22 protein-coding genes and 1 pseudogene are annotated in these 23,799 nt (G+C 60.8%); 10 read left to right on the forward strand and 13 right to left on the reverse strand.

Annotation, left to right across the window (positions count from 1 at the left end; genetic code table 11):
* Nucleotides 1-38: 38 nt before the first annotated feature.
* Nucleotides 39-1,145, reverse strand: a complete 1,107-nt coding sequence (locus ACQRC0_RS01755; protein WP_427727279.1) for an ATP-binding protein — start codon at nt 1,143-1,145, stop codon at nt 39-41.
* Between the two features lie 465 nt (nt 1,146-1,610).
* Here ACQRC0_RS01755 and ACQRC0_RS01760 point away from each other — a divergent pair, with 465 nt between their 5' ends.
* The 4 genes from ACQRC0_RS01760 (at nt 1,611) to ACQRC0_RS01775 (ending at nt 7,182) form a co-directional block, all read left to right on the forward strand.
* Entirely contained in the window at nt 1,611-3,041 is a 1,431-nt protein-coding gene (locus ACQRC0_RS01760) for a 6-phospho-beta-glucosidase (protein WP_427727282.1), read from the forward strand.
* A gap of 225 nt (nt 3,042-3,266) precedes the next feature.
* Complete coding sequence (locus ACQRC0_RS01765) at nt 3,267-5,066, forward strand: histidine kinase N-terminal 7TM domain-containing protein (protein WP_427727285.1); 1,800 nt, start codon at nt 3,267-3,269, stop codon at nt 5,064-5,066.
* A complete protein-coding gene (locus tag ACQRC0_RS01770; protein WP_427727288.1) occupies nt 5,063-6,562 on the forward strand; it encodes a sensor histidine kinase in 1,500 nt (499 codons plus the stop codon). Before ACQRC0_RS01765 ends, ACQRC0_RS01770 begins: the two co-directional genes overlap by 4 nt.
* A complete protein-coding gene (locus ACQRC0_RS01775; RefSeq protein WP_418825693.1) occupies nt 6,559-7,182 on the forward strand; it encodes a response regulator transcription factor in 624 nt (207 codons plus the stop codon). The genes ACQRC0_RS01770 and ACQRC0_RS01775 overlap by 4 nt, the downstream gene beginning before the upstream one ends.
* 192 nt (nt 7,183-7,374) lie before the next feature.
* Here the strand turns inward: ACQRC0_RS01775 and ACQRC0_RS01780 are convergent, their stop codons facing one another.
* The 4 genes from ACQRC0_RS01780 to ACQRC0_RS01795 form a co-directional block, all read right to left on the reverse strand.
* Nucleotides 7,375-8,217: a hypothetical protein gene (locus ACQRC0_RS01780; protein WP_427727291.1), complete on the reverse strand. Its 843-nt coding sequence runs from the start codon at nt 8,215-8,217 to the stop codon at nt 7,375-7,377.
* 80 nt (nt 8,218-8,297) lie between these two features.
* Nucleotides 8,298-9,539: an SPFH domain-containing protein gene (locus ACQRC0_RS01785; RefSeq protein ID WP_427727294.1), complete on the reverse strand. Its 1,242-nt coding sequence runs from the start codon at nt 9,537-9,539 to the stop codon at nt 8,298-8,300.
* Nucleotides 9,540-9,587: 48 nt separating this feature from the next.
* Nucleotides 9,588-10,910, reverse strand: coding sequence for a hypothetical protein (locus tag ACQRC0_RS01790; protein WP_427727297.1), 1,323 nt, complete (start codon nt 10,908-10,910; stop codon nt 9,588-9,590).
* 24 nt (nt 10,911-10,934) lie between these two features.
* Complete coding sequence (locus ACQRC0_RS01795) at nt 10,935-11,672, reverse strand: DUF4428 domain-containing protein (RefSeq protein WP_427727300.1); 738 nt, start codon at nt 11,670-11,672, stop codon at nt 10,935-10,937.
* Between the two features lie 153 nt (nt 11,673-11,825).
* Here ACQRC0_RS01795 and ACQRC0_RS01800 point away from each other — a divergent pair, with 153 nt between their 5' ends.
* The 5 genes and pseudogenes from ACQRC0_RS01800 (at nt 11,826) to ACQRC0_RS01820 (ending at nt 15,064) form a co-directional block, all read left to right on the forward strand.
* A complete protein-coding gene (locus ACQRC0_RS01800) occupies nt 11,826-11,969 on the forward strand; it encodes a LuxR C-terminal-related transcriptional regulator (protein WP_427727303.1) in 144 nt (47 codons plus the stop codon).
* A 121-nt stretch (nt 11,970-12,090) separates the two neighbouring features.
* Nucleotides 12,091-12,774, forward strand: a complete 684-nt coding sequence (pyrE, locus tag ACQRC0_RS01805) for an orotate phosphoribosyltransferase (RefSeq protein WP_006236284.1) — start codon at nt 12,091-12,093, stop codon at nt 12,772-12,774.
* Nucleotides 12,775-13,058: 284 nt separating this feature from the next.
* Nucleotides 13,059-13,463, forward strand: a pseudogene (locus ACQRC0_RS01810) (family 1 glycosylhydrolase); the annotation flags it as partial.
* Between the two features lie 273 nt (nt 13,464-13,736).
* Complete coding sequence (locus ACQRC0_RS01815) at nt 13,737-14,273, forward strand: PTS sugar transporter subunit IIA (protein WP_427719835.1); 537 nt, start codon at nt 13,737-13,739, stop codon at nt 14,271-14,273.
* Nucleotides 14,274-14,506: 233 nt separating this feature from the next.
* A complete protein-coding gene (locus ACQRC0_RS01820) occupies nt 14,507-15,064 on the forward strand; it encodes a hypothetical protein (protein WP_427727307.1) in 558 nt (185 codons plus the stop codon).
* 511 nt (nt 15,065-15,575) lie between these two features.
* Here the strand turns inward: ACQRC0_RS01820 and ACQRC0_RS01825 are convergent.
* The 8 genes from ACQRC0_RS01825 to trxA all read right to left on the reverse strand — a co-directional run bounded on the left by ACQRC0_RS01825 (nt 15,576) and on the right by trxA (nt 23,030).
* A complete protein-coding gene (locus tag ACQRC0_RS01825) occupies nt 15,576-16,244 on the reverse strand; it encodes an HAD family hydrolase (RefSeq protein WP_229770728.1) in 669 nt (222 codons plus the stop codon).
* Between the two features lie 124 nt (nt 16,245-16,368).
* Entirely contained in the window at nt 16,369-17,403 is a 1,035-nt protein-coding gene (gene hypE, locus ACQRC0_RS01830; RefSeq protein ID WP_427727310.1) for a hydrogenase expression/formation protein HypE, read from the reverse strand.
* Between the two features lie 48 nt (nt 17,404-17,451).
* Nucleotides 17,452-18,564 (reverse strand): hydrogenase formation protein HypD, encoded by a 1,113-nt coding sequence (gene hypD, locus ACQRC0_RS01835; protein ID WP_427727313.1) that lies wholly within the window; start codon nt 18,562-18,564, stop codon nt 17,452-17,454.
* On the reverse strand, nt 18,564-18,824 hold the full coding sequence (locus ACQRC0_RS01840; RefSeq protein WP_427727316.1) for a HypC/HybG/HupF family hydrogenase formation chaperone: 261 nt from the start codon (nt 18,822-18,824) through the stop codon (nt 18,564-18,566). The genes hypD and ACQRC0_RS01840 overlap by 1 nt, the downstream gene beginning before the upstream one ends.
* A 134-nt stretch (nt 18,825-18,958) precedes the next feature.
* Nucleotides 18,959-21,616 carry a carbamoyltransferase HypF gene (gene hypF / locus ACQRC0_RS01845; RefSeq protein ID WP_427727319.1) on the reverse strand — a complete coding sequence of 886 codons (2,658 nt, stop codon included), beginning with the start codon at nt 21,614-21,616 and terminating at the stop codon, nt 18,959-18,961.
* A gap of 117 nt (nt 21,617-21,733) precedes the next feature.
* Nucleotides 21,734-22,240 (reverse strand): nickel-responsive transcriptional regulator NikR, encoded by a 507-nt coding sequence (nikR, locus tag ACQRC0_RS01850; protein WP_370450671.1) that lies wholly within the window; start codon nt 22,238-22,240, stop codon nt 21,734-21,736.
* Between the two features lies 1 nt (nt 22,241).
* The gene (locus ACQRC0_RS01855) at nt 22,242-22,490 is read right to left on the reverse strand and encodes a hypothetical protein (RefSeq protein WP_006235225.1); all 249 of its coding nucleotides are present in this window, start codon (nt 22,488-22,490) and stop codon (nt 22,242-22,244) included.
* Nucleotides 22,491-22,709: 219 nt separating this feature from the next.
* Nucleotides 22,710-23,030, reverse strand: a complete 321-nt coding sequence (trxA, locus tag ACQRC0_RS01860) for a thioredoxin (RefSeq protein ID WP_154518161.1) — start codon at nt 23,028-23,030, stop codon at nt 22,710-22,712.
* Between the two features lie 115 nt (nt 23,031-23,145).
* Between trxA and ACQRC0_RS01865 the strand changes: the two genes are divergently transcribed.
* Nucleotides 23,146-23,742: a hypothetical protein gene (locus tag ACQRC0_RS01865; protein ID WP_427727324.1), complete on the forward strand. Its 597-nt coding sequence runs from the start codon at nt 23,146-23,148 to the stop codon at nt 23,740-23,742.
* Nucleotides 23,743-23,799 lie beyond the last annotated feature (57 nt).

Raw genomic sequence — 23,799 nt, forward strand, 5'->3', positions numbered from 1 at the left:
GCCACCACAAAGGTGCCTGTCCCCATTGTGGTGGCTGTCTAGAGCTGGCTGCGCAGATAGTCAGCCATATATGGAACAGCGAAACGCACGTAACCGCGGCGTGCCTGTTCGATAACGCCGGCGTCGATGAGGCGTCGGCGATACTTTTGCGCATAGTCGGGTGTGACTGACATGCGCTCGGCCACATTGGAGATGCGCGACACGCCGTCTTTGTCATCAGTCATTGCGTCGAGAAACGCGACGTCTTGGTCCGATAGCGCGGCGAGCGTCGTTTCACAAACATCGTTTTCGAAATCGGCCTTTGACGCTTCGATAGCTCCGTCGACTTGCTCTGGCGTTACGTATTCTCCTGCCTGGCAGCGATTGGCGATGTTGTAGCCGATGAGCTGCAGCATATAGGGCGATCCTTGGGTTGCACGAGCGGCACGGAGGCGAAGATCGCCTGGAATATCAAGGTCGAGCTCTTCGAAAGCCCGCTGATAATAGGCATCGACATCTCCGACTGAAAGCGGTTCGAGCGTGACTTTGCGTGCGCGGTTGAGAAATGTCAGTACGCGGTCGTTGAGTGTCGCGGAGACTGCTCCCGGGAGGCCCGCCATGACGAGCGCGACGTTGAGTCCCTCGCCGACCAGCTCTTGATAGGCGGTGACGAGCTGTCTAATCTCGGGTGAATTTGCCTGGAGCTCGTCGATGAGGATGAGGATGCCGTGTCCCTGCTCGGTTAACTTGCGTGCCAACTGCGTGAGTTTGAACTGGAAACTCTTAGTTTCCTGTACGTCGCGCGTAAACTCGAGGCCGGCTGAGAAACCGAAGACGCTCAAACTGCCACCTGTAAGTTTGGGGAGACGATGCTTGTTGGCGTAAGGCTCGCCCGCTTCCTGGATTTTCTCAATAATGCGCTCGAGCATATCCTCGGAGGCTACGGTGGGCGTGGCGACAACAAAGCCGAGCTTGCGGGCGCGATCGGCAAGTTCCCACAACAGAACCGTTTTGCCGCTGCCTCGCTGGCCGAGCATGAGTATGGCTCGGTCTCGATTGCCCGGCTCCTGCTCAAGGCCGGAGATGAATGTCGAAATCACGCTCCCGCGTCCCACCAGATAGGACGGGCGATTTCCAAATGAGGGGGAGAAGATGGTTTCAGTCATAAGTCTCCTTTCCTTTTTTTCCTATTTTTTCCTTTTTTTCCTATTCAGTCAAATGAGTTGCTGAGCGAAGGCGGCTACGTAGGTCTCATCGGCAAAAACCTCGACATCGCCTGCGACTAGAATCTTCTGTCTCGATCTGTAACATCTAGCGGGCTAAATCGTCTCTACCTGTTACAGATTTAGACAAACTGCAAGGGACTGGCCGAACAATCTCAATCTGTAACACCTGGCCCGGTTTTGGCGGCCTACCTGTTACAGATCGAGACAAAACGGGCCCAAACCGCCACGAAGGTGCCTGTCCCCTTTGTGGCGGCTTGGGCAGGCGGGTATCAAAAAGTGTCAGGTGGGGTGGCTGCCGGGCGCCTGCGCGCGAAAAGAAGTATCGGCCTGTGCCACTGCCGTTGAGCGACGCGTTGTTTGCAGGGATACTGAGCCTATGAGAACAGCGTGCGAAAGGATTGATACATGGCTTTCCGTAATGACTTCCTGTGGGGCGGCGCAACGGCTGCCAACCAGTGCGAGGGTGCCTACGACGTGGACGGCCGCGGCCTGGCCAACGTGGACGTGGCTCCGCACGGCCCCGAGCGCTATGCGGTGGTCTCCGGCCAGCGTAAAATGCTCGACTTCGAGGACGGCTATTACTATCCCGCGCAGACCGGCATCGATTTCTATCACCACTACAAAGAGGACATCGCTCTCTTTGCCGAGATGGGCTTTAAGACCTTCCGTATGAGCCTGGCTTGGACCCGCATTTTCCCCAACGGCGACGAGACCGAGCCCAACGAGGCTGGCCTGGCCTTCTACGAGGACGTATTCCGCGAGTGTCAGGCGCACGGCATCGAACCGCTCGTGACCATCACACACTTCGATTGCCCGATTCACCTCATCAAGGAGTACGGCGGCTGGCGCAACCGCAAGCTCATCGACTTCTACAAGAACCTCGCGACCACGATCTTTACCCGCTACAAGGGGCTGGTGAAGTACTGGCTCACCTTCAACGAGATCAATATGATCTTGCACCTGCCGTTTATGGGTGCCGGTCTGGTCTTTGAGGAGGGCGAGAACAAGAAGGCCGTCGAGTACCTGGCCGCCCACAACGAGCTCGTCGCCAGCGCTTGGGCAACCAAGATCGCCCACGAGATCGACCCCGAGATCAAGATCGGCTGCATGCTCGCCGCGGGTAGCTACTACCCCTACAGCTGCCGTCCGGGCGACGTGCGCCAGGCGCAGCTCGATAACCAGGACAACTACTTCTTCGTCGACGTCCAGAGCCGCGGCTACTACCCGGCATATGCCGTCAAGAAGCTTGAGCGTCTAGGCATCGATGTGGGCATGACGGACGAGGACCGCGAGATCCTGGCCGCTAACACCGTCGACTTCATCAGCTTTAGCTATTACAGCACCCGCTGCTCTGCCGGTGCCGATAACCCCGATGTCGAGCGCACCCAGGGTAACGCCTTCGCCGGCGCCAAGAACCCCTATCTGCAGGAGAGCCAGTGGGGCTGGGCCATCGATCCGCTGGGCTTCCGCATCACCCTCAACGACCTGTACGACCGTTATCAGAAGCCGCTGTTTGTGGTCGAGAACGGTCTGGGCGCCAAGGATGTTGTCGAGGAGGATGGCTCCATCAACGACGACTACCGTATCGACTACCTGCGCCAGCATATCGCCGCGATGCGCGATGCGGTGACCGAGGACGGCGTTGACCTGCTGGGCTACACCACCTGGGGCCCGATCGACCTGGTGTCTGCCGGCACGGGTGAGATGTCCAAGCGCTACGGCTTTATCTATGTGGACCGCGACGACGCCGGCAACGGTACCCTCAAGCGTTCCAAAAAGAAGAGCTTCGACTGGTACAAGAAGGTTATTGCTTCTAATGGTGAGGACCTGTCCTAAGGAAGCTGAGATACTCAACTTCATAGCCTTCTAACCAAGGCGCCCGGCGAGTAGTTATTGCTCGCCGGGCGCCTTGCCGTCTGCGGATTTTGGGACATGCGGCCCGCTTTTGGGCCCGCCTGTCGGTACACTAAAGGGACTATGAGTACCCGCGAGCGACATATCGGCCACGCGGCCGCCCGGACCGCTCCGGTTGCGGATCCCAGGGGCGGCAGGCTCTTCGCCATGCCGCGATTCCTTGTTGGCATAACGCATCAGGTGTACCGTCACCGCGTCTTTGCTATCGCCGGCGCCATCACCGCGCTGTTCCTCATGCTTTTGGCGATCTTGCCGGTGCTGTTCGCCTTCGACCCCAAACTTTCTAACGCCGTGCCCGCCTATAGCGAGGTGTCCGAAGAGGTCGTGGATGGGCTCACCCATTCGAGCCCTCTCCCGCTGCTTGTCGCCGCAATTGTATTTTCGATTTGGGGCGTGTTGGTCTATCTGCGTTGTTTGGACTATGTGTTGCGCCGCCGCCTTGTTGCCATCGCCACCATCTGTGCCCTGTGGATGATCGAGGTCATTCTCAAGTACAAGTCGTTCACGCCGTTCTATGCCACCTTGCTGTGGTACCTGTACTACGTGCCCATGACGCTCATTCCGCTGCTCTACCAGCTCTGCGGCCTGCGCCTTGCGGGCCTGGAGCAACGCCGCCTGGGTCGCCGCTACCGTGCTGCGCTGTGGATTGTGGCCATCCTGCTTATCGGATTTGTGCTCACCAACGATTTTCACCAGCAGGTCTTCCGCTTTGACCGTACAAGCGACACCTGGAGCAACGATTACACGTACGGCCGGGGTTATTTCGCCTTCCTCGTGTGGACGGCCTTTAACTTCGTGGCCTTTTTTATCCTGGTTGGTCGGTCCTCGTCCTTTCGCATCCAACGTTTCTCGGGCATGGCGGCGCTCGTGCTGCTGGGCGGCGCATTCTTTGGCATCTCATATGCTCTGCGCGTGCCCTGGGCATGGAGGCTCAACTTTTCGCTCGTCTATTGCATCCTGTGCGTGGTGGCGATGGAAATCTGTCTCGATTGCGGTGTCATTCCGTCGTACCACGATATCGCCGGCATCTTCGACACCTTGCCGCTTGACCTCAAAGTTCTAACGCGCGACCTGCAGGAGGTCTATGCCACGCCGGTGTCAAAGCCAATGCCGGTAGGCGTGCGCGAGGAGTTGCGGAACCAGGAGCACGCCCGCGCCCATGCCTTTACCGTGGCGTCCGATCCCGATGTGATGTATCGTGCTTTTCCGCTGCTGGGGGGATCGGCCCTGCTTGCCCAAGACGTATCGGAGCTCAACGAGCTCAATCGCGAACTGGCACATCGTCGCATGGAGCTGCAACGCCAAAACGAGCTGCTTGCCGCCGACTACGACCTTAAGACACATTTGGCAGATCAAGAGGCCGAGACCTTGCTAGTCCAAGACGTGGACCAGGCGCTTGCCCGCGCGCTCGAAGAGATGTACGACTTGTTGAGCTCGCTGCCGCCGTTGACTGACGAGGAATCTTCGCGCGAGCGTTACCGCATGCTGCAGCGCGCCAAGATGCTCGTTGCCTATTGCAAACGGAAGGGGTCGCTCACGTTGGCACGGCACGGGGAGAGCGGTTTTGACCGCGACCGCATTCAGCTCATTGCCAACGAGCTCGCAAGCGACCTGCGCACGATCGATGTCGATTGCGCCTCGATTATTGCCATACGGCGCCCGATGCACGCCAGTACGGTAAGCGCGCTGTACGACTGCGTGTATGACTTTGCGTTTTTTGCCTACGCCACCGATCATCCGGCACTTATGTATCACTTGGGCGACCATGACCGATGCAGCGTCGAGCTGCGCGCCACACTTTTTTCCAACGATGATGAAGATCTTTCGCAGACGCCCGCTGCGCAAGAGCTCGAAAGCGCTTTGCAAGGGCGCAACGTGGCATACCGCCTTGAGGGCGAGTCCGGTCAGCTGCGCATGATCGTCTTGATGCCGAGGGCGGGTGAGTGACGATGCAGATTTCGCTCATACTTCCCCAAATCGTTGCGCTCGATGTTGTCTTTGCCCTGGCTGCGTGTCTGCAGACGATCCACGTCCCGCTCATCGCATCGCGCCGCTCGTCCTATAACCGTAAGGTGATTTGCGCCTACGAGGCGAGTCTTGTGCTTCACCTGATGATTTCGGCGCTCATCTTGTTCACGTCGTCTGGCTCGTATCTGGTGGCGCCGCTTGACGTTTGCGCCAGGGCAATGGGCGGAGCGTTGTGGCTCAATGCCGCAATCTTTGCCTATGGCGTGGTACTTATGGTGCACTATCGTCGTCCCGTCATGCTGGTCGAGCTGTTGCTTGTTGTCGCCGTTACACCACCGGTGGTTTTTGCCATGGGCTCGGCGTGGACCGTTGTCCTTATCGCAGAGGGAGCGTTCTTCCTGTTCCGTTCCATCGCGGCGCTCTTGATGGACGTCCGTAACCGCCAAGAGGATATCACCATGTTCTCGACGATCGAGACCATCAACGTGATTCCCGTGGGCATCCTGTATCTAGACCCGAGGGGCCGTCCGCTGCTCATGAACCGCTGCATGCGCAAAAACCTCGTAGAGCTCCATATGCCCACCGACCTGGGCGACATGAGCAGCACATGGAACGACCTGCGCAAACTGAGCATGCAAATGCCCGAAAGCAGCGCTAATCGCGCCCATATCGACCTTGATCGCTTTGGTAGGGATCGCGCCGTGGTCGAGATCTCTCCTTCCGAGATTCGTCTGTTCGTGCGTGACTCCGTTACGGTCTCGAGCCGTCCGTTCGAGCGCGTCGTTGGCCTGGACGTGACGGAATACGCACACGCCTACGACCGTCTGGCGCAAGCCAACCACCTGCTTGAGCGTGCTGGCCAAGAGCTCCAGGCCCAGATCGAAGAAGCCAAAAAGGTTGCCGACAATGCGGCCTACCTACGTATGCGTGCCCGCGTTCACGATGTGATCGGCCAGCGCCTGTCCATTCTTCATCGCTATTTGGAGGAGGGACGTCTGGATGATGAGTCGCTCGAGCAGATTGACCCGTTGCTGCGCTCAATCGCCGCCGATTTGCGCAGTGGCGGTGCCAGCGAGCCTGCAGAGCAGCTGAGCGATATCGTCCACGCCTTTGGCTTGGTGAGTGTGCAGATCGATGTTGAGGGTGCGCTGCCTGAGGACGCGCGTGTCGCCGCCGCATTTTTGCAGATTATCCGCGAGGCCTCGACCAATGCCACCAGGCATGCGCAGGCGCATCGGGTCCACGTGCGCCTGTGGCAGGAGGGGACGAATGCTAGCGCCGTCGCGCGCATGACGATTTCTAACGACGGGTCCCCGGCCTCCGTATCGTATCGCGAGGGAACGGGTATCCCAGGTATGAGGCATGTCGCGCAAGATTTGGGCGGCGGCCTGGAAGTCCACGCCGCCCAGCCCTTTACGCTTGCGGTGTCCATCCCGCTGAGCCCCAACGCCACGGTCCAAAGGAGAAGTTCATGATCCGCGTGTTAATTGTCGAAGATCAGGCCATTCTGCGCGAAAGCCTGGCGCGCTCCGTTGGCGACCAGCCCGATATGACCGTCGTCGCCGCGATCGCCGATGCCTCCGAGGCCTTGGGTGTCGCGCTCAAGGAGCGCCCGGACATGATACTGATGGACGTGTGCACCGAACACGATTCAAACGGCATCGTGGCGGCGGCGCGCATCAAGGAGCAGCTGCCCGAGTGCCGCGTCATCATCATGACAGGCATGCCCGAGATCACCTTTGTCGATCAGGCTCGCGAGGCGGGCGTCGATAGCTTTGTGTACAAGAACGTCGGTATCGACGAGCTGTTCGCCGTGATGCGCTCCACGCTGGCGGGCTATTGCACGTTTCCCAAGCCGCCCGAAAGCATTTTTTCGGGCACGGCGGCACTCGACGATGTCGAGCTGTCGATTTTGCGCCTTGCCTGCGAGGGCAAAAGCCGCCGCGAGATCGCGGCCGAGCTGTTTATGAGTGAGGGTACCATCAAGCGTCGCATCTCGGAGATTCTGAGCAAGACCGGCTACGACAACATCATGCGTCTTGCCGTGCGCGCGGTAACGGAGGGCAGCATCGTCCCCAACATGGAGCGCCCGTAATCGACGCGCTCGCCGTGTTCCGGCGCCGTAAAGATAGGCCGCCCGCCGTTTTGCATCAGAAAACGACGGTCGGCCTGCTTGTGCGGCTGTGCTGTCGGCATAAAAACGACGGGGCCGCAGGATCAACTCCTGCGGCCCCGCCTGGCAAGTGCGCGGATGCGTCCGCCAATCCGCGGCTGATGTTACGTGCCGCTACGCGATGGTTGCGGTGTAGGAGGCGACGTCCTCGTAGGAATCGGTCAGATAGGCGTCGATGCCGATGGTCGTGTTGACCAGGTCGTCAAGGCTGTCAAGCTCGCCGCTCGAGAACGTGAATTCCTCGGTGGCGTTGGTGCCGGGCATCAGGTTAGCCGAGAACCAGGGTTCCTTCATGGTGCCGTTGACGTTGGTCTTGCCGGAGGGAGCGTAGAAGGTCAGGTCCTTGTCGCTCTTGTTGGTGATGTTGACGACAAAGCCGATGTCGCCCCATTCGTCCTTGAACTTCTCGGTGATGGTAATGGTGCACAGATCGTCATCGGCGACGGTGACGGCGGGGGAGATTTCGACGCTCTGGACGTCGTCGTCTTCGACGGCCTCATCGATCTCCTCTTCCTTCTCGGCCGCCTCGCGATCCTTTTTTAGCGTACCGGACAGATCCTTGTCGGACTTCGTAAAGATAAGCTTGTCGCCTTCCACCTCGAGGACGAGCTTGCCGTCCTTGAGTTTCATGTCCTGCGAATCGCCGTCGGCGGTGATGGTTGCAGTGGTGGCGTCCTTGGCCTCCCATTTCAGGTCGGCGACCTCAAGGAACATGTCGAGGACGCCCGTGCCGTCTTCGTCGAGAATCAGGATACAGTTGAGGCCCCACTCCTTGAGCATATCCATGTACTCATCGGTGAGCTCTTCGCCCTCCAGGGTTCCACCCGAGAGTTCCCAGCTGCCGACGAAGTTGGCCTTGGGGTCCTTGCCGCCGCCGCTGCAGCCCGTCAGGGCAAAGGCGAGCGCCAGGACGCATGTCAGAAATGCGAGTACGGACTTTTTGAACGTTGTCTTCATGGTGTTCTCCTTTATCGAACGAAACCCATAGAAGCAAATGCGGGGGTGGCGGACCCCCCGCCAATTACCAGATAGAGGGGTTAGGGCCTAGGCGTTCCGCAGTTGCTGCAGAACTTGCCGCCGTTTTCGCTGCCGCAGTTGGGGCAGAACCACTTGGCCGGTGCCGGGGCGGGTGCGGGACTGCCGCATTCGGGGCAGAACTTGCCGGTGTTGGTGGCACCGCAGCTGCAGGTCCATGCGCCGGCCGCGGGGGCAGCGGCAGGAGCTGGTGCGGGGGCGGGTGCCGGAGCCGGCTGTGGGGCGGCCTGCTGCTGTGCCTGGCCGGCGGCGAACAGCTGGCTGGCGTTTATGCCGCCCATGCCGCCCGCCATACCCATGCCCATAAAGCCGGCCATCGCGCCGTTGGGGTTGGCGGCTGCCGCGCGCATCGCATCGCTCTGGGCGCTGGCGATGTTGGCGGCTGCCATGGTGGGATCGCGCATGACTGCGGCCTTCTGCAGGTCCTTGATCATTTGCTCGTCTTCTTGCGAGGCGGCGATGGAGTTGACGCCAAAGCTCACGATCTCGACGCCGCGCAGGTCGCGCCAGTCGGCGGAGAGAACCTCGTTGAGCGCGCGGGCGAGCTCGGTGGTGTGGCCGGGGATAGCGCTGTAGCGGATGCCCATCTCCGAGATCTTGGCAAAGGCGGGTTGCAGAGCGGTGAGCAGCTCGGACTTAAGCTGGCTGTCGATCTTATCGCGCGTGTAGCTATCGGTCACGTTGCCGCACACGTTGGTGTAGAACAGCAGCGGGTTGGTGATGCGGTACGAATACTCGCCGTTGCAGCGAACGGAGATGTCGACATCCAGGCCAATGTTGTTATCGACCACGCGGAAGGGCACAGGCGAGGCGGTGCCGTACTTGTTGCCGATGATCTCCTTGGTGTTGATGAAGTAGACACGCTGGTCCTTGCCCGCGTCGCCGCCAAAGGTAAAACGGCTGCCGATATTGGCGAACGTCTCCTTGATGGAGTCGCCCAGGTTGCCGCTAAAGACGCTCGGCTCGCTGCCGGTGTCAAAGACAAACTCGCCGGGCTCCAGCGCGACCTCGATGATCTTGCCGTTTTGCACCACGAGCATGCCCTGGCCGTCGTTGACGGCGATGACGGAGCCGTTGGAGATGACGTTGTCCTCGCCGCGCGTGTTGGAGCTGCGGCCGCCGGTGCGCTTGCTGCCCTTGCAGGCCAAGACGTCAGCGGGCATCGATTCGCAATAGATATATTCCTTCCACTGGTCGGCCATGACGCCGCCGGCAGCACCCAATCCAGCTTTCAAGAGTCCCATGGTGATCTTCCTTTCTCGTCAAAGGCCGGGTGGTATTGGTCAGAATGGCTAATCGTCCTTGTTGTCCTTCATGACAACGGTGGTCTCGGTGTGGCTGAAGGTGTCGTGCTTCTCGGTCAAGTCGAGCTCGCCGCAGTAGCAATCGGCGTGGGTGGCCTCGTTGGCCGTCTTGAGCTGGCCTACCAGCAGCACGTCTCCGATGATTACGATGATCAGCGGTGCGACGATGTTGATGAGGATGCCCTCGATATCAAAGGTGAGGTAGTCCGGATTGAAGGCGTTCTCGCCCATAAAGAGAATCTGGGAGAGGACAAACCCGATCACAAAGAACAGCACCGAGGCGATGGCGAGCTTGAGCTTGGAGCAGGGAAGCTCGCCGACCATGCGGCCGGTTTGGCCGTTCATGGCAAACAGGTAGCTCTTGCCGTTCCACGAGGTGGAAAGCATCCACACGGGGAACAGGGCGTAGTTGCTGTCTTCCCAGGTGTAGTCGAGCTGCTTGCTTTCGACCGTGGCATCGTCATATTCGTCGACGACGGTCTCGCGCAGGGCCGAAATCGTACTTTCTTCCATACGACGCTCGGCGCGCGCCTTGCAGGTCTCGCAATCCTCATCGTAGCGGTTGGCGATGTAGCCGGGCATATACGCGACCGAGAACGGGCGCAGCGCGTCGTAGTCAAACGGCTCGATGGCGTCCATATAGCCGTCGGGCATCTTGGACGATCCGTCGACGGGCACGCGCTCAAACGAGATTTTGCCCTTACGGTAGGCGTCGTAGTGGTCGGTGGTCGTGACGGTGCGGTCGGATTCCTCGGTCACGGTCTCGTTGGTCGCATCAAAGTGCACTTCGCCGTCCACGCGGGCGCCGTAGAGCCAAAACGGCACGTAAACGCCTTGGACCTCGTCGATGTGGTTGCCGGTGACAAAGCTCTTGGGCAGCAGGATTTTGCCCTTGTAGTGCTCTTTGAGTGCTGCCATAACATCATCGCGCCCGAGCTTAAACGGAATCACCAGGTCGGGTGAGAAGTCGCCCGAGAGCTGGCCGGGCGCCACGGCGGAGTTGCCGCAGTATGGGCAGGTGGTAACGGCGACGGTGCCGTCCGAGACCAGCTCGGCGCCGCACGACGAGCAGATGTAGCCGGCGTTTTGGGCCAGATCCTGCACGGCATCGTCGACAGCAGGTTTGCGAGCCGCGGCTGCGGCATCGGCTTTGGCATCTGCCTTGTCCTGGCGCTCGCGATAGAGGGCCTCGACTTCTTCGACTTCAAAACGCGAATCGCAGTAGTCGCAGACAAGCTTTTGTTCGGCACTGGCAAAGTGAAGGGGGCCGCCACACGCGGGGCACTGATAGTTGACACTCTCGAAGGCCATGATCGGTCCTTTCCGTGCCGGAGGCTATGTGCCGATGGCGCCGCCGCAGTATTCGCAGCGTCCACTGGCATCGGGAATGGTGGTTGCACCGCAGAAGGGGCAGGTGACCGCGGTCTTGGGGGCCTTGGCGGCCACGACGCTGTCGCGTGTCTCCTGACGCAGCTGTACCAGCGCATCGCGGACCTCGGTTGCCTGGCGCTTGGCCTCGCGATATTCGATGGAGCCACGCTGATCGATGGTGGAGTCGTTCACGCGCAGGTTGATCTCGGTAAAGTACGGCGTGTTGACGTGGATGGTCAGATTAAAGTCGTAATCCAGGTCGTAGCGCGGCGGGTTGTAGCTCTCGCGCTCGCCGTCCTTGGTCTCGCGATAGATCTCGGTGCGATGCTCGTCGATATCCATATCGCAGCCGAGTACCTGTGAGAACTCGATGATGTCGGGATTGGCGTCGCGCCAGCGGCTCTGCGAAGTGATGATCAGCAGACCCGCGTCTTCGTCGAGCATGATGTTGGTGCGCCCGGCAGAGAGCGTGCGCGTTGGGTTGAACGAGGCCAGGCGCTCGGCGTTGGCCTCGCGGTAGGCGAGTTGCTCGCGGATATCGTCCGCGGTGCTGGAGCGCCAACCACTAAAGAAGGGGGAGAGCTTGCCTGCGCACTCTTTGCACAGGTAGCCTTCGTTGATCTTGGTCTTTCCCAAAATCCCCAGTTCGGTACCGCAAATCGCGCACTCTTTCTTCTCGAACATCTTGTCAAAGAAGCCCATGGCTGCCTCCCATCAACAGGTAGCGTGTGTCACTTTTGATGATGGGTGAGCGCTCGATCTTTCACGATACCCAGACGGCTCAACGAGTCTCCACAACTGGGACACATGGCCCATTTTCGGCCACTCATTGGGGACGTACTTAAATGAGTACAGTTGAGCGTTCAGGACATTGCCGCAACGCTTTTCCTTTCGCGCTCTACGCTCTACCGCCACATTTCCTCGATCAACAGAAAGACCGGTACCGACTCGCGTGTGGCCCTGATCAACTTCTTCTGGTCCTGGGCACCCAAGGACTAGCGTATGAGGTGCCGCCCAGTTCCTTACTCTAACGGGGGGATGTGGCTCCAAAGCGCACCCGCATCGACGCTTCGCCTGCGCTAAACTGGAGGGCACGTACGCGATTACGAGAGGAGCCCGCATGGAGGCTTACAAGCAAGAGTTCATCAAGTTTATGGTTGAGTCCGACGTTCTTAAGTTCGGCAGCTTTACGCTCAAGAGCGGCCGTCAGTCCCCGTTTTTTATGAACGCCGGCGCTTACGTGACGGGCTATCAGCTCAAGAAGCTGGGCGAGTATTACGCCCAGGCCATCCACGATAACTTTGGCGACGACTTTGATGTGCTGTTTGGACCGGCCTACAAGGGTATTCCGCTGGCCGTCGTGACCGCAATTGCCTACCACGAGCTGTACGGCAAGGAGGTCAAATACTGCTGCGACCGCAAGGAGGCCAAGGACCACGGTGCCGATAAGGGCAACCTGCTGGGTTATGAGCCCCAGGACGGCGATCGCGTGGTCATGGTCGAGGACGTTACCACCAGCGGCAAGTCCATCGACGAGACCTATCCCAAGGTTAAGGCTGCTGCCGACGTCGAAATCAAGGGCCTGATTGTGTCCCTCAACCGCATGGAGGTCGGCAAGGGCGGCGTGACCACCGCGCAGAAGGAGATCGAGGCAAAGTACGGTTTCCCCGTCGCGAGCATCGTTTCCATGGCCGAGGTCGTCGAGACCCTCTACAACCACGAGATCGATGGCAAGGTCGTCATCGATGACGAGCTTAAGACCGCCATCGACGCCTACTACGAGCAGTACGGAGCTCGGGAGTAGTTACGGCGTTGTACCAAACGCCGTAACCGGCCGACGCTGCGCGCCGCCCAGGGCGACAATTTGTCATTCAAAAGGCGAGGCATGACCAGAAGGTCAATGCCTCGCCTTTTTCATGCCAACTTGTTCGCCCTGGACGTCGCTCGCTGTCCGTCCTCTACTTGCGGCGTTGTCTTGCTCCGAATGCGGCCCGCTCGCTGCCGTTGCCAGAGTAGTCATTGGGGACGTTCTTAAACGACTAGTCGTTGGGGACATTCTTGTTTGATTAGTCGTTTAAGAACGTCCCCACCGACTGGGGCTGGCAGATCGATCCGCTGGGCCTGCGCATCGCCCTCAACGAGATTTACGCCCGCTACGAGATTCCGCTGATGGTGGTCGAGAACGGCATGGGCGCCTACGACGAGGTCGAGGAGGACGGCTCCATCCATGACCCGTATCGCATCGCCTACCTGCAGAGCCACATCAAGGCCATGGGCGAGGCCATTGCCGATGGCGTTGACCTGATTGCCTACACCTGGTGGGGTCCCATCGACCTGGTTTCCGCCGGCACTGGCGAGATGCGCAAGCGCTACGGCTTCATCCACGTCGATAAGTACGACGACGGCACCGGTACCTACGAGCGCCGCCGCAAGGACAGCTTCTTCGCATACCAGAAGATCATCAAGTCCAACGGCACCGAGGGCTTGGAATAATTGAGCTCCGGCGTTCCGCCGAACGCCGGACCGGCCGCCGACTACGTGACCACCGACGTCGATGACGACGGCATCTGGAACGCTTTTGTTCACCTGGGGCTTATCGAGGCTTAATCGACAATATGAGTGCCCATGGGAAAAGGTTTTGGAAGGGCTTGGAAGGGCTTGGAAGGGCCTGTGATTCGGGCCCTCGCCTTAGCATTTTGGCCATTTGGCACTATAATCACCATAGGTATGCGCATAACGTTGCGCTTAATCAAGAGGAGAAAACGTATGGGTCTGTTTGATATGTTCAAGAAGAAGGCTGAGCCCGTGGCTGCCGCTGCTCCGGCCTCCATTTCTGCTTCTGCCGGCGCCGACGTGCTGTGCTCGCCCGTCAAGGGCAAGGTCATCAAGATGGCCGACGTGCCCGATCCCGTCTTTGCTGGCGAGGTTTTGGGCAAGGGCTGCGCCGTGTGGCCCGAGGACGACCTGGTCTACGCTCCCTGCGACGGCAAGGTGACCGTCACCATGGGTCACGCCGTGGGCCTGCAGTCCGATAGCGGCATCGAGGTTCTGGTGCACGTTGGCGTCGATACCGTCAACATGAATGGCGACGGCTTCGAGGGCTTCGTCAAGGCCGACGACGTCGTGAAGGCCGGCCAGCCCTTGCTCAAGATCGACCGCGCCAAGATCGCTGCCGCCGGTTACAAGGACTGCGTCGTCGTGGCCGTGTCCAACACCGCCGAGTTTGCCGATGTCGAGCTCGCCGTCGAGGCCGAGTCTGCCGTCGCCGCCGGTGACGCCATCGTTAAGGTCGTCCGCAAGTAGTCTGCGGCATCCAGAAGATGCACAAGGGTGGTCGGGTTATCCGGCCACCCTTTTTTAATAGGCCGAGCAGGCGCATTTTATTGCAGGGGGCTTGCTTTATGGGCCATTCACTCGTCAAATTGAGCCGCCCACGCTTTTGCGACGTAGGGGGTTGAACGGAGCCGCTAATATGGACCTACTGTTACGACGTGCGCTGCGCGGGAAACGCAGCGCCGCTTGTTTGGAGGAATGTCATGAAAAAGAAGCTGCTGCTTGCGCCCCTGATGGCTGCCCTGGTCGCGTGCGTGGTTTTGCTTTCCGGTTGCGGAGGGCCTTCGGTGGAGGAGCTCATCACCAACGATCTTACGAGTCAGTTTGACGAGATCAAGAACGGCGGCGATGATTTCCTCTCCGGCCTGGAAGAGGCTTCGGGCGACGAGTTTGAGCAGCTGGGCATCGATCCCAAGGAGTATGCCAAGAGCTATCTCGAGGGTTTTGATTACAAGATCGGTGATGTGACGGTCGATGAGGACAAGGGCACCGCGACCGCCGAGGTCACCATCACCTGCAAGTCCATGAACAAGATCGTCGAAGATTTCGCCACCCAGTATCAGGAGAAGATCGCCGCACTCGATACGATGCCTTCCGAGGACGAGCTGTACAAGATGGCCGGCCAGGTGATGGTCGACGTGACCAAGGCCGCTGAGACCAAGGACACCAAGGTCACCTTTAAGTATTCCGCCAACGAGGATAACGAGTGGTCTGCCGACGATTCCGCAACCACCGAGATGATGAATGCGATGATGAACTAGTTCGTTGCGGCGTTTTACCAAACGCCGCAACTGCTCGACGCTGCGTGGGCGCCAGAGCGACAACTTGTCATTCAAAGAGGACGGCATGACCAGAAGGTCTATGCCGTCCTCTTTTCATGCCAATTTGTTCGCTCTGGTGCCCGCTCGCTGACATTGCCGAAACATCGACGTTGCCATGGTAGTCATTGGGGACGTTCTTAAATGACTAGTCAAAAGGGACACTCTTGCGGCACTTGGGGACGTTCCTTCTCTGCCGGCAGCTGGGGACACTCCTTGCACCGGCGTTACATCGAGTGCTTGGGAAAATGCGATCCGGTTTTTGGCCGAATAGTGGGTCGCGGTTTCCGGATGGGGTGGGTTGCGGAAAGTTCGACCCGGAATATTGCTCCAAAACGGGATGCCGTTTCCCCGACGCGCCTCAAACGGAAAGTGCATCCCATTCCGGAGCTCCAAAACGGGATGCCGTTTCCGCGTGGAAGAATTGTCGCAGCTACGTTAAGCAGCGGCTCCGCTACTCGCCCAGCACCAGCGCCGCGAGCTCTGCCTGGCTGTCCACCACGTAGTCGGCGCCGGCGGCTTCCAGCTCTGCGCGGCCGCGGAAGCCCCAGCTGACGCCTGCGCTCTTAAGACCGGCGTTGTGGCCGGTCAGGATATCGACATTGGAATCGCCTACGTAGAGCGTGGTCGCCGGGTCGGCGCCCAGCTCTTCCATCACATGCAGCGTGACGGGTGCCTCGGGCTTGGGCGGAAACGCATCGACACGGCCCTGTACCAGCGCAAAGCGCTCGGAACCAAAATACTTCTCGATAAGCGGGGCCGCCGAGACGTGGTCCTTGTTAGTGAGCACGGCAAGCTGCACGCCCGCGGCACGCAAGCGGTCGAGCATCTCGATCGTGCCGGCATAGGGGGCGGTGTGGTCCTCCTTGTGCTCGCCGTAATAAGCCCTAAACTCGGCAAGCGTCTGCTCAAACATACGGCCGTCGCCCGCGTACTCGGCGGGCATAAAGCGCTCAACCAGCTTGAGCATGCCGTTTCCCACCTTGTAGCGGTACTCGTCAACGGCAAACGTGGGCCAGCCGTGCGCCTCGCAGGTATGGTTGCCGGCGGCTGCCAGGTCCTCGAGCGTGTTGAGGATGGTGCCGTCCAGATCAAAGATCACATGGGAAAAAGCTGCTGCCATGAGAGCTCCCGTCGTTGGGTTTCAAAACGCACCCCATAATACTGGGCTTACGCGTTGGGTGTGCTTGGAATCTGAACATCTCCAGGGATATCAGGTGACATCGCGCCACTCATGAGATTCCGCCCTAGCAAATTCTCGGCAGCTGCTCTCCCACGAGCATGTCGAGGATGCGGGTCGAGCCCCAGCCGGTGCGCACGCGCACGGCGGGACGGACGTCCGATCCAAGCGGCAGCACGCGGCCGATGATGGCGGCATTCTCGCCGTAGCGGGCGGCGCGCATGGCGGCTAGAGCCGCATCGGCTTGCTCGGCCGGCACGACGGCAACCATCTTGCCCTCGTTTGCCACCTGCAGCACATCGTAGCCGAGCATCCCACATGCGGCCTGCACGTCGGGGCGCACGGGCACGGCATCCTCGTCGATCTCCATGGCAACACCGCTGGCCTGGGCAAACTCGTTGAGTGTGGACGCCAGTCCACCGCGCGTGGGGTCGCGAAAGCAGCGCGTGCCGGGCGCTGCGGCCAAAACGTCGGCAATCAGGTGGTTGAGCGGCGCGGCATCGCTTTCGATCGTGCTCGAAAACGCCAGGCCCTCGCGCTGGCTCATGATGGCGATGCCGTGGTCGCCGAGTGTGCCCGACACCAGGATGACATCGCCAGGCTGGCAGTTTGCACCGCTGAGCGCCACACCCGCAGGCACTTCGCCCACGCCGGCGGTATTGATGTAGACGCCGTCGGCCCCGCCGCGCTCGACCACCTTGGTGTCGCCCGTGATTATGGACACGCCCGCCTCGCGCGCCGTCTCGGCCATCGTCTGCACAATCTGGCGGAGCTTATCCATGGGATAGCCCTCTTCAAGGATAAAACCGCACGATAGGTAGCGCACGTTGGCGCCCGAGGTCGCGACATCGTTGACGGTTCCGCACACGGCGAGACGGCCGATGTTGCCACCGGGGAAGAACTGCGGCGAGACTACAAAGCTGTCGGTCGACATGGCGATGCGCCCGCTCGGGGGCAGCGCGGCGACGCCGGCGTCGTTGCCTTCGAGCAACTCGGGCGCCCCAAAGGCATCCAAAAAGACCTCATCGATGATGCGTTTCATCATCTGACCGCCGGAGCCATGGCCCAACAGGACGGTGCTATCGGTGGCAGTACGGGACATATCGAAAACTCCAATCGTGGGTGGTGCCAGTGTGCGGGTGCGTCCGGACTAGTTGCGGTAGCGGTAGTACGCCGCGCAGCTGCCTTCGGAGCTCACCATGCACGGGCCGACGGGGTGCTCGGGCGTGCAGGTGCGGCCAAAGAGCGGGCAGTCGCTCGGCGTAATGGCCCCGCGCAGCACGTCGCCGCAGCGGCACCCACGCGGCTCGACCGTCGCCTCAACGGGCACGTCAAAGCGAGCATGGGCATCAAAGCGCGAGAACTCAGGGCGGATGGAAAGGCCCGAGTTGGCAATCGGCCCCAGCCCGCGCCATGTGGTGTCGCATGGCTCAAACACCTGCTCGACCAGTTGGCGCGCCACGGGGTTGCCGCCTGCGTTGACGCCACGGCGGTAGGCGTTGTCGATCGTGGGCCTGTCCTCGGCAACCATCTGGACCAGCATGCAGATGCCCTGCAAGATGTCGACCGGCTCAAATCCCGTGACCACGCCCGGGGTATCGAACTCGTCGACCAAAAAGCTAAAGGGCGCCAAGCCCGTGATAGTGGCGACGTGGCCCGGCAAGATAAAGCCGTCGATGGCGGTCTCGGGATCGTTGGCGATGGCGCGCAACGCCGGCGGCGTGGTCTTGTGGGCGCAATAGACCGAAAAGTTCAAAAGCCCGCGCGCCTCGGCCTCCAAGATGGCAGCGGCGATGGTGGGCGTCGTAGTCTCAAAGCCCACGCCCAAAAAAATGACCGGACGATCGGGGTTTTGCTCGGCAATGTCGAGCGCATCGAGCGGGGAGTAGACGATGCGGATATCGCGCCCTGCCGCCTTTTGCGCAGCGAGCGAGGTGGACGATCCGGGCACGCGCATCATGTCGCCAAAGGTGGTGATGATGGCGCCGTCTATGTTGGCGAGCGCGATCGCGTGGTCGATGTCACGGTTGGCGGTAACGCAGACGGGGCAGCCCGGGCCGCTCAGCAGCTTGAGCCCGGCCGGCATAATGGAGCGAAAGCCATAGCGGCCGATGCTCACGGTGTGCGTGCCGCAGACTTCAATAAGGTTGATGGTGCGGTCGCCGACAAGACCGCGAATGCGTTCGATGAGCTCGCGAGCCAGCTTGGGGTCGCGAAATGCCGAAAAGTCGATACCGGAGCGCACCGGCTGTCCGGCCGCCACTAGTATGCCTCGGCCGGATTGCTGGCCAGTTGGTCTTCTTCGGCCAGTTCGGTCATGGCGTTAACGAGCTCGAGCGTTTCTTGCGCTTCCTGCTCGTCGACGATCTGGATGCCAAAGCCGGCGTGCACGAGAATATAGTCGCCAACCTGCGCCGTCGGCACGAGTCGCAGCGACACCGGACGCTCGACGCCCATCATGTCGACGGTGGCCTTGAGGCCGTCGTCGCGTTTGACTACTTTACCGGGGACGGCAAGGCACATATTGTTCCCCTTTTATACGCTTTGCGCTGGATAGGCGCTCGATAATCCATCAGTTGATGGTAGCGCTCGCGGGGTTCGCGGGCAAACGCGTTACGCCTGTGAGACGGCTGGGCACAGCGGTGTGCGAGAGCGAGCTACTGCGATGCGATCTGCGCAAGACGAGCGCTTGCGACCGCCGCCTGACCGTAGGCGATGCAGCCGTCATTGACGGGCACGGTATGGGGGATAAGGACAGTAAGACCTGCGCTTTTGAGCTCGCGGGTGAGGAGCTGGAGCAGAAGTCGGTTCATGAACACGCCGCCCGAGAGCGCGACGGTGTCGATGCCCTCGCACGCGCAGATCTCGCTGGCGATGCGTGCCGAGGAGCGCGCGACGGCGACATGGAAGTCGAGTGCGAGCCTGTCGGCGGGCACACTGGCTCTGGTTCCCTCCAAAAGCGCCGCAAAAAGTGAGCTGGGGCTCAGGACGAGAGACCTGCTCGAGGTAGCTTGGACAGTTAGTTCAGATTTGTACTTTTTAGAGTGGTAATGGGTGGTATAAATCGTCTGCGAGGACCCCGAATGGGTTGATTTGGGGTATCCGGCGGGCGAATTAACCGCAAATGAGGTGCCTGGAGAGCCCTCTTCGGGGTAATCTGAGCCAAAACCGTTGGTTAGAGGGTCTGTTTTTAATACAAATCTGAACAAACTGTCCAGTCGCAATGGGTCAGATGCGGAACAGCCGTCTTTATCGCCGGGAACATGGGTAATTTTGCTGCCGAGCGCGCGCCAGGCGGCGGCTTCGAGTTCGATGGCGGGCTCGCCTTCGTAGGTTGCCTGCTCGCAAATGCCCAAAACTGCAGCGGCGGCGTCAAAGAGACGCCCCATACTGCTCGTGCGTGGGCTGTTGATGTTCCGCTCGATCATCGTTGCCGTCACGCTGCGTGTTTGCTCGTCCAGGCCGTCCAAGAGCCGCTCGGCCCCCGGATGTTCAAGCAGGCCGAGCTCACTGAGCAGGGCAAAGGCGTTGCGGCGGGCGTCGCGCACAGAGGCCGCCCCGCCGGGGAGCGTCCAGGTGCGCAAATGCGCGGCGCGCTCAAAGCCGCCAAGGCTGGCAACAAGAAACTCGCCGCCCCAAATGGTCCCATCGGTGCCGGCGCCGGTGCCGTCAAAGGCGATGCCAAGGACGCGCGCGTCGGTTGTAAGCTGGCCCGCGGCGATAGCCTCGGCCATTACGCTCGCGATGTGCGCATGATGGTGCTGCACCTCGACGAGCGGCAGATTGCATTTTCGCGCCTGCTCGCGCGCCCACTGGCTCGATAGATAGCTGGGGTGTAGATCGCAGGCCAAGGCGGCGGGCGCCAAGTCAAAGAGATCTTCCAAGCGCGTGCGCGCGGCGTTCCAGGCATCGAAGGTCCCGCCGTTTTCAACATCGCCGATATGCTGCGACACAAAACAGGTTGCCTCGCCGTTCGTCCCTTCACGCGTGAGCGCAATCGTGGCCTTTTGTTGTGGCCCGCAGGCGAGCACGCAGGACGGAGCGCCGTCGAGCGCCGGCAACGGCAGCGGCTGGGGTGCATATCCGCGAGCGCGGCGAACGGGCATGGCGACCCCACCGACCACGCGCACCACGGAATCATCGTAGCGCGAGAGAATCGCACGGTCGTTGCCAAGTAGCGCGTCAGCGATGCCGGCGGCAACAAGGTGCTCCCATGCAAGGGTATCATCGGTCTCGATAGGTTCCTCGCTCAGGTTTCCGCTGGTCATGACGAGCGCGTGCATACCGCGGGCTTCTGCCGCGGCAAGCAACAGATGCTGAAGCGGTGTATAGGGGAGCATAACGCCAAGCTCAGGAAGGTTGTGCGCGACGGATGGCGCGAGCGCGTTGGGGGAGCCGCCGCTCTCGCAAACAGCACGTCGGCGCAGCAGCACAATGGGGCGAATGCTGCCGGTCAGCAAGCCGCGTTCAACGTTGTTGACATGGCACAGGCGTTCAACATCGGCAAGGTCGCGTACCATAACGGCAAGCGGTTTGTTGCTGCGGCGTTTGCGGCGGCGAAGCTCGGCTACCGTCTTCTCGTTGGAGGCGTCGCATGCCAAGTGAAATCCGCCCAGACCCTTGATGGCGACGATACCGCCGTTGGCCAGCAGCTCAACACAGCGGTCGATAATGGCGTCGCTGGCCTCGTGCGTGGTGCCGACGGTCAGCGACGCGGCGGCTTCGCCGGCCTCGCGCCACGTAATGTGCGGCCCGCAATCAAAGCAGGCATCGGGCTGCGCGTGAAACCGCCGGTCAAGCGGGTCGCCATACTCTGCGGCACAGGTGGGGCACATGGGAAAGCAATCCATCGAGGTGGCCGCTCGGTCATAGGGCAGCGACCGGATGATGGTAAAGCGCGGTCCGCAGTTGGTGCAGTTGATAAAGGGATAGTGAAAGCGTCGGTCGGCGGGGTCGAACAGCTCGTGCAGGCAGTCGTCGCACGTGGCGAGGTCGGGCGAGACGAGCGTCGTGTGGGCGGTTTGATCCTGCGATGCCACAATGCGAAAGCCCCGCTCGTTGGCGGCGTCCCAGTCGCCGGGCGCTAGGTCCATAACCTCGACATACTCCACACGAGCCGCCGCAGGCGCATGCTCGGAAAGCGCGGCGACAAATTCGTCGAGCGCCTCGCTTAGAGCGTGCGCCTCGATATGCACGCCATCGCCCGCGTTAAGCACCCAGCCGCAAATGCCGTGCGCCATGGCCTCGCGATACACAAACGGTCGCATGCCGACGCCCTGCACAATGCCCGTTACATGGATATGCACATGTCGCATGCGACCCTCCTTCATCGAGACCTGCCAAAAAGGGACAGGTTTATTTTGGTAGGTAAAACGTTAAACCTGCCAAAACAAACCTGTCCCTTTTTGGCAGGTGCGCCGCGCAAAGACCCGCTACAGCCCCAGGCTCTGCTCGGTGGCGGCGCAGGTGAGCTCGCCGTGTTTAACGCCGCGCAGGCCCAGCAGACGGTCAGCCAGCTCGTAGACACGCTCGCCGCGACCCTTGAGCGCCAGAATTTCCAGGCAGTTGTGGTGGTCCAGATGCACGTGCATGGTCGAGACAATCTCGTCGGTGTAGTCGTGCTGCACCTCGTCCAGACGGCGCGTCAGATCGCCGGTATGGTGGTCATAGATCATGGTGAGCGACCCGATGACCTGCTCGTCGGGCGTTCGCATCTGCTCCTTGGCAATGGAGGCGCGAATCAGGTCGCGCACGGCCTCGGAGCGGTTGGCAACGTCGCCGCGGCGCGCGATTTGCTCGTCAAAGCGGCGCAACAGGTCGTCGGGAGCGGTGACCGAAAAACGGACCAGCTCGGAGGCGGAGCCGCTGAGGCGGCAGCCCACGTCGCCGGTCGGCCCGTGCGGATGCTCGTGCTCGCAGGCGTGCTCGTGCTCGGCCACGCTACACCAGCTTTACGGAGCCAACGGAGTTATGGTCGGCCTCGATGGCCTCCTCGTAGCCCTCGAGTGCGTCGTGCGCCTCGTGGAGCGCCGCCATGGCGGCCTCGAGCTTGGCGCCAATGCGCTCCATGTCAAAGTTCTCGGTCGCATGCAGCAGCTGATGGCTCCACTCGTGAGCGAGCTCAATGGTGTCGTCGACCTGCTTGACGCTCATGGCAAGCTGGCTCATGTTCATTCCGACGTCATGCATGGGAATCTCCTTATGTTCGGGACAATCCAGTGGTTCAGATTCTACTACGCCCGCTTTACGCATCGCCGCATAAGAAAACGGGTGCGAGTCCGTCTGACCCGCACCCGTTCACTGGGGGCTGTTTGTGATTACCATACTATCCGTGGTCGCGGGCGCAACACCCGGCTCTCCGGCGAGCGGCGCAAAACCACTCATGGACGGCAACACATGACCGGCGTATTACAGGTGCTTCTCAAGCAGCGCCTGCAGCCTGGCCTTAGGCAGCGCACCGACGGAGCGGTCGATTTCCTCACCGTTCTTAAAGACAACCAGCGTGGGGATGCTCATAACGCCAAACTTCATGGCCAGGTCCTGATTGTCGTCGACGTTGCATTTGGCGACGGTAATCTTGCCGGCCAGCTCGTCGGCCACTTCGTCAACAATGGGCGAGAGCGAACGGCAGGGACCGCACCACGGTGCCCAAAAATCAACCAGCACGGGAAGGCTGCCGTTAACGACGGAATCGAAATTCTCGGGGGTAATCTGCTTAATGTCAGCCATAGTGACCTCCATAGTGCGACGCGGCTCGGCCGCGTAAAACTCAGTACGACCGTGCTTATACCCAACGGCCCGCAATGCAACCACTCGCGGGCGGCTCTTTTATATAATGGTGGGCATGCAAACGATTGGAGAGCGCATGCCCACGTCACAAAGCCAGAAAAAAGAAGCCATCGCCCAGGCGGCCGAGCAGGAGCTCGCATCGCTCGCGGGTCGCGGCGTGCGTATCGCGGGTAACGCGTGCTCGCCGATTGTGCTGGTAAAAGGTGATTTAGACGATGCCGAGCGTGCGGGTGGCGAGCTGGCTGCCGGTCCAGACGGCGCCGCGTTGCGTAAGGCGCTCGGCGCCATCGGTTACGCGCCCGAGGATTTCTGCGTGCTGGCAAGTGTTGCCGGCGCGGGCGACGGGGCGGTTGCGGCAGGCGAGGACCTGCCGTGCGAGCTGTTCCGCGAGGCGCTCGAGGCCTTGGACCCCGAGGCGGTCCTGCTGTTGGACGATCGCGCGGCCGATACCATGCGCGAGACCTACGCAGACATGCTCGTGGCGATCGACGACTTTGATACCGCCATGCTCAAGCCCGGCTTGGTCGCCCACGTGCAGGGTCGTCGCGTACTCGCGCTCGACGGCTTTGAGGCCGCGCTGACCGACAAGGCCGCCAAGCAGCGCATGTGGGCCTACATCAAGCAGCTGACCCCGGCCGCCGCGCCGCTGTAGCGGACTGGCGCCGGCAAGGCGGTCCTGATGGGTCGAGCGCGGCGCCGACTTGTCGCG

Source organism: Collinsella sp. SGI.033, assembly GCF_050315135.1.
Taxonomy (GTDB): Bacteria; Actinomycetota; Coriobacteriia; order Coriobacteriales; family Coriobacteriaceae; genus Collinsella.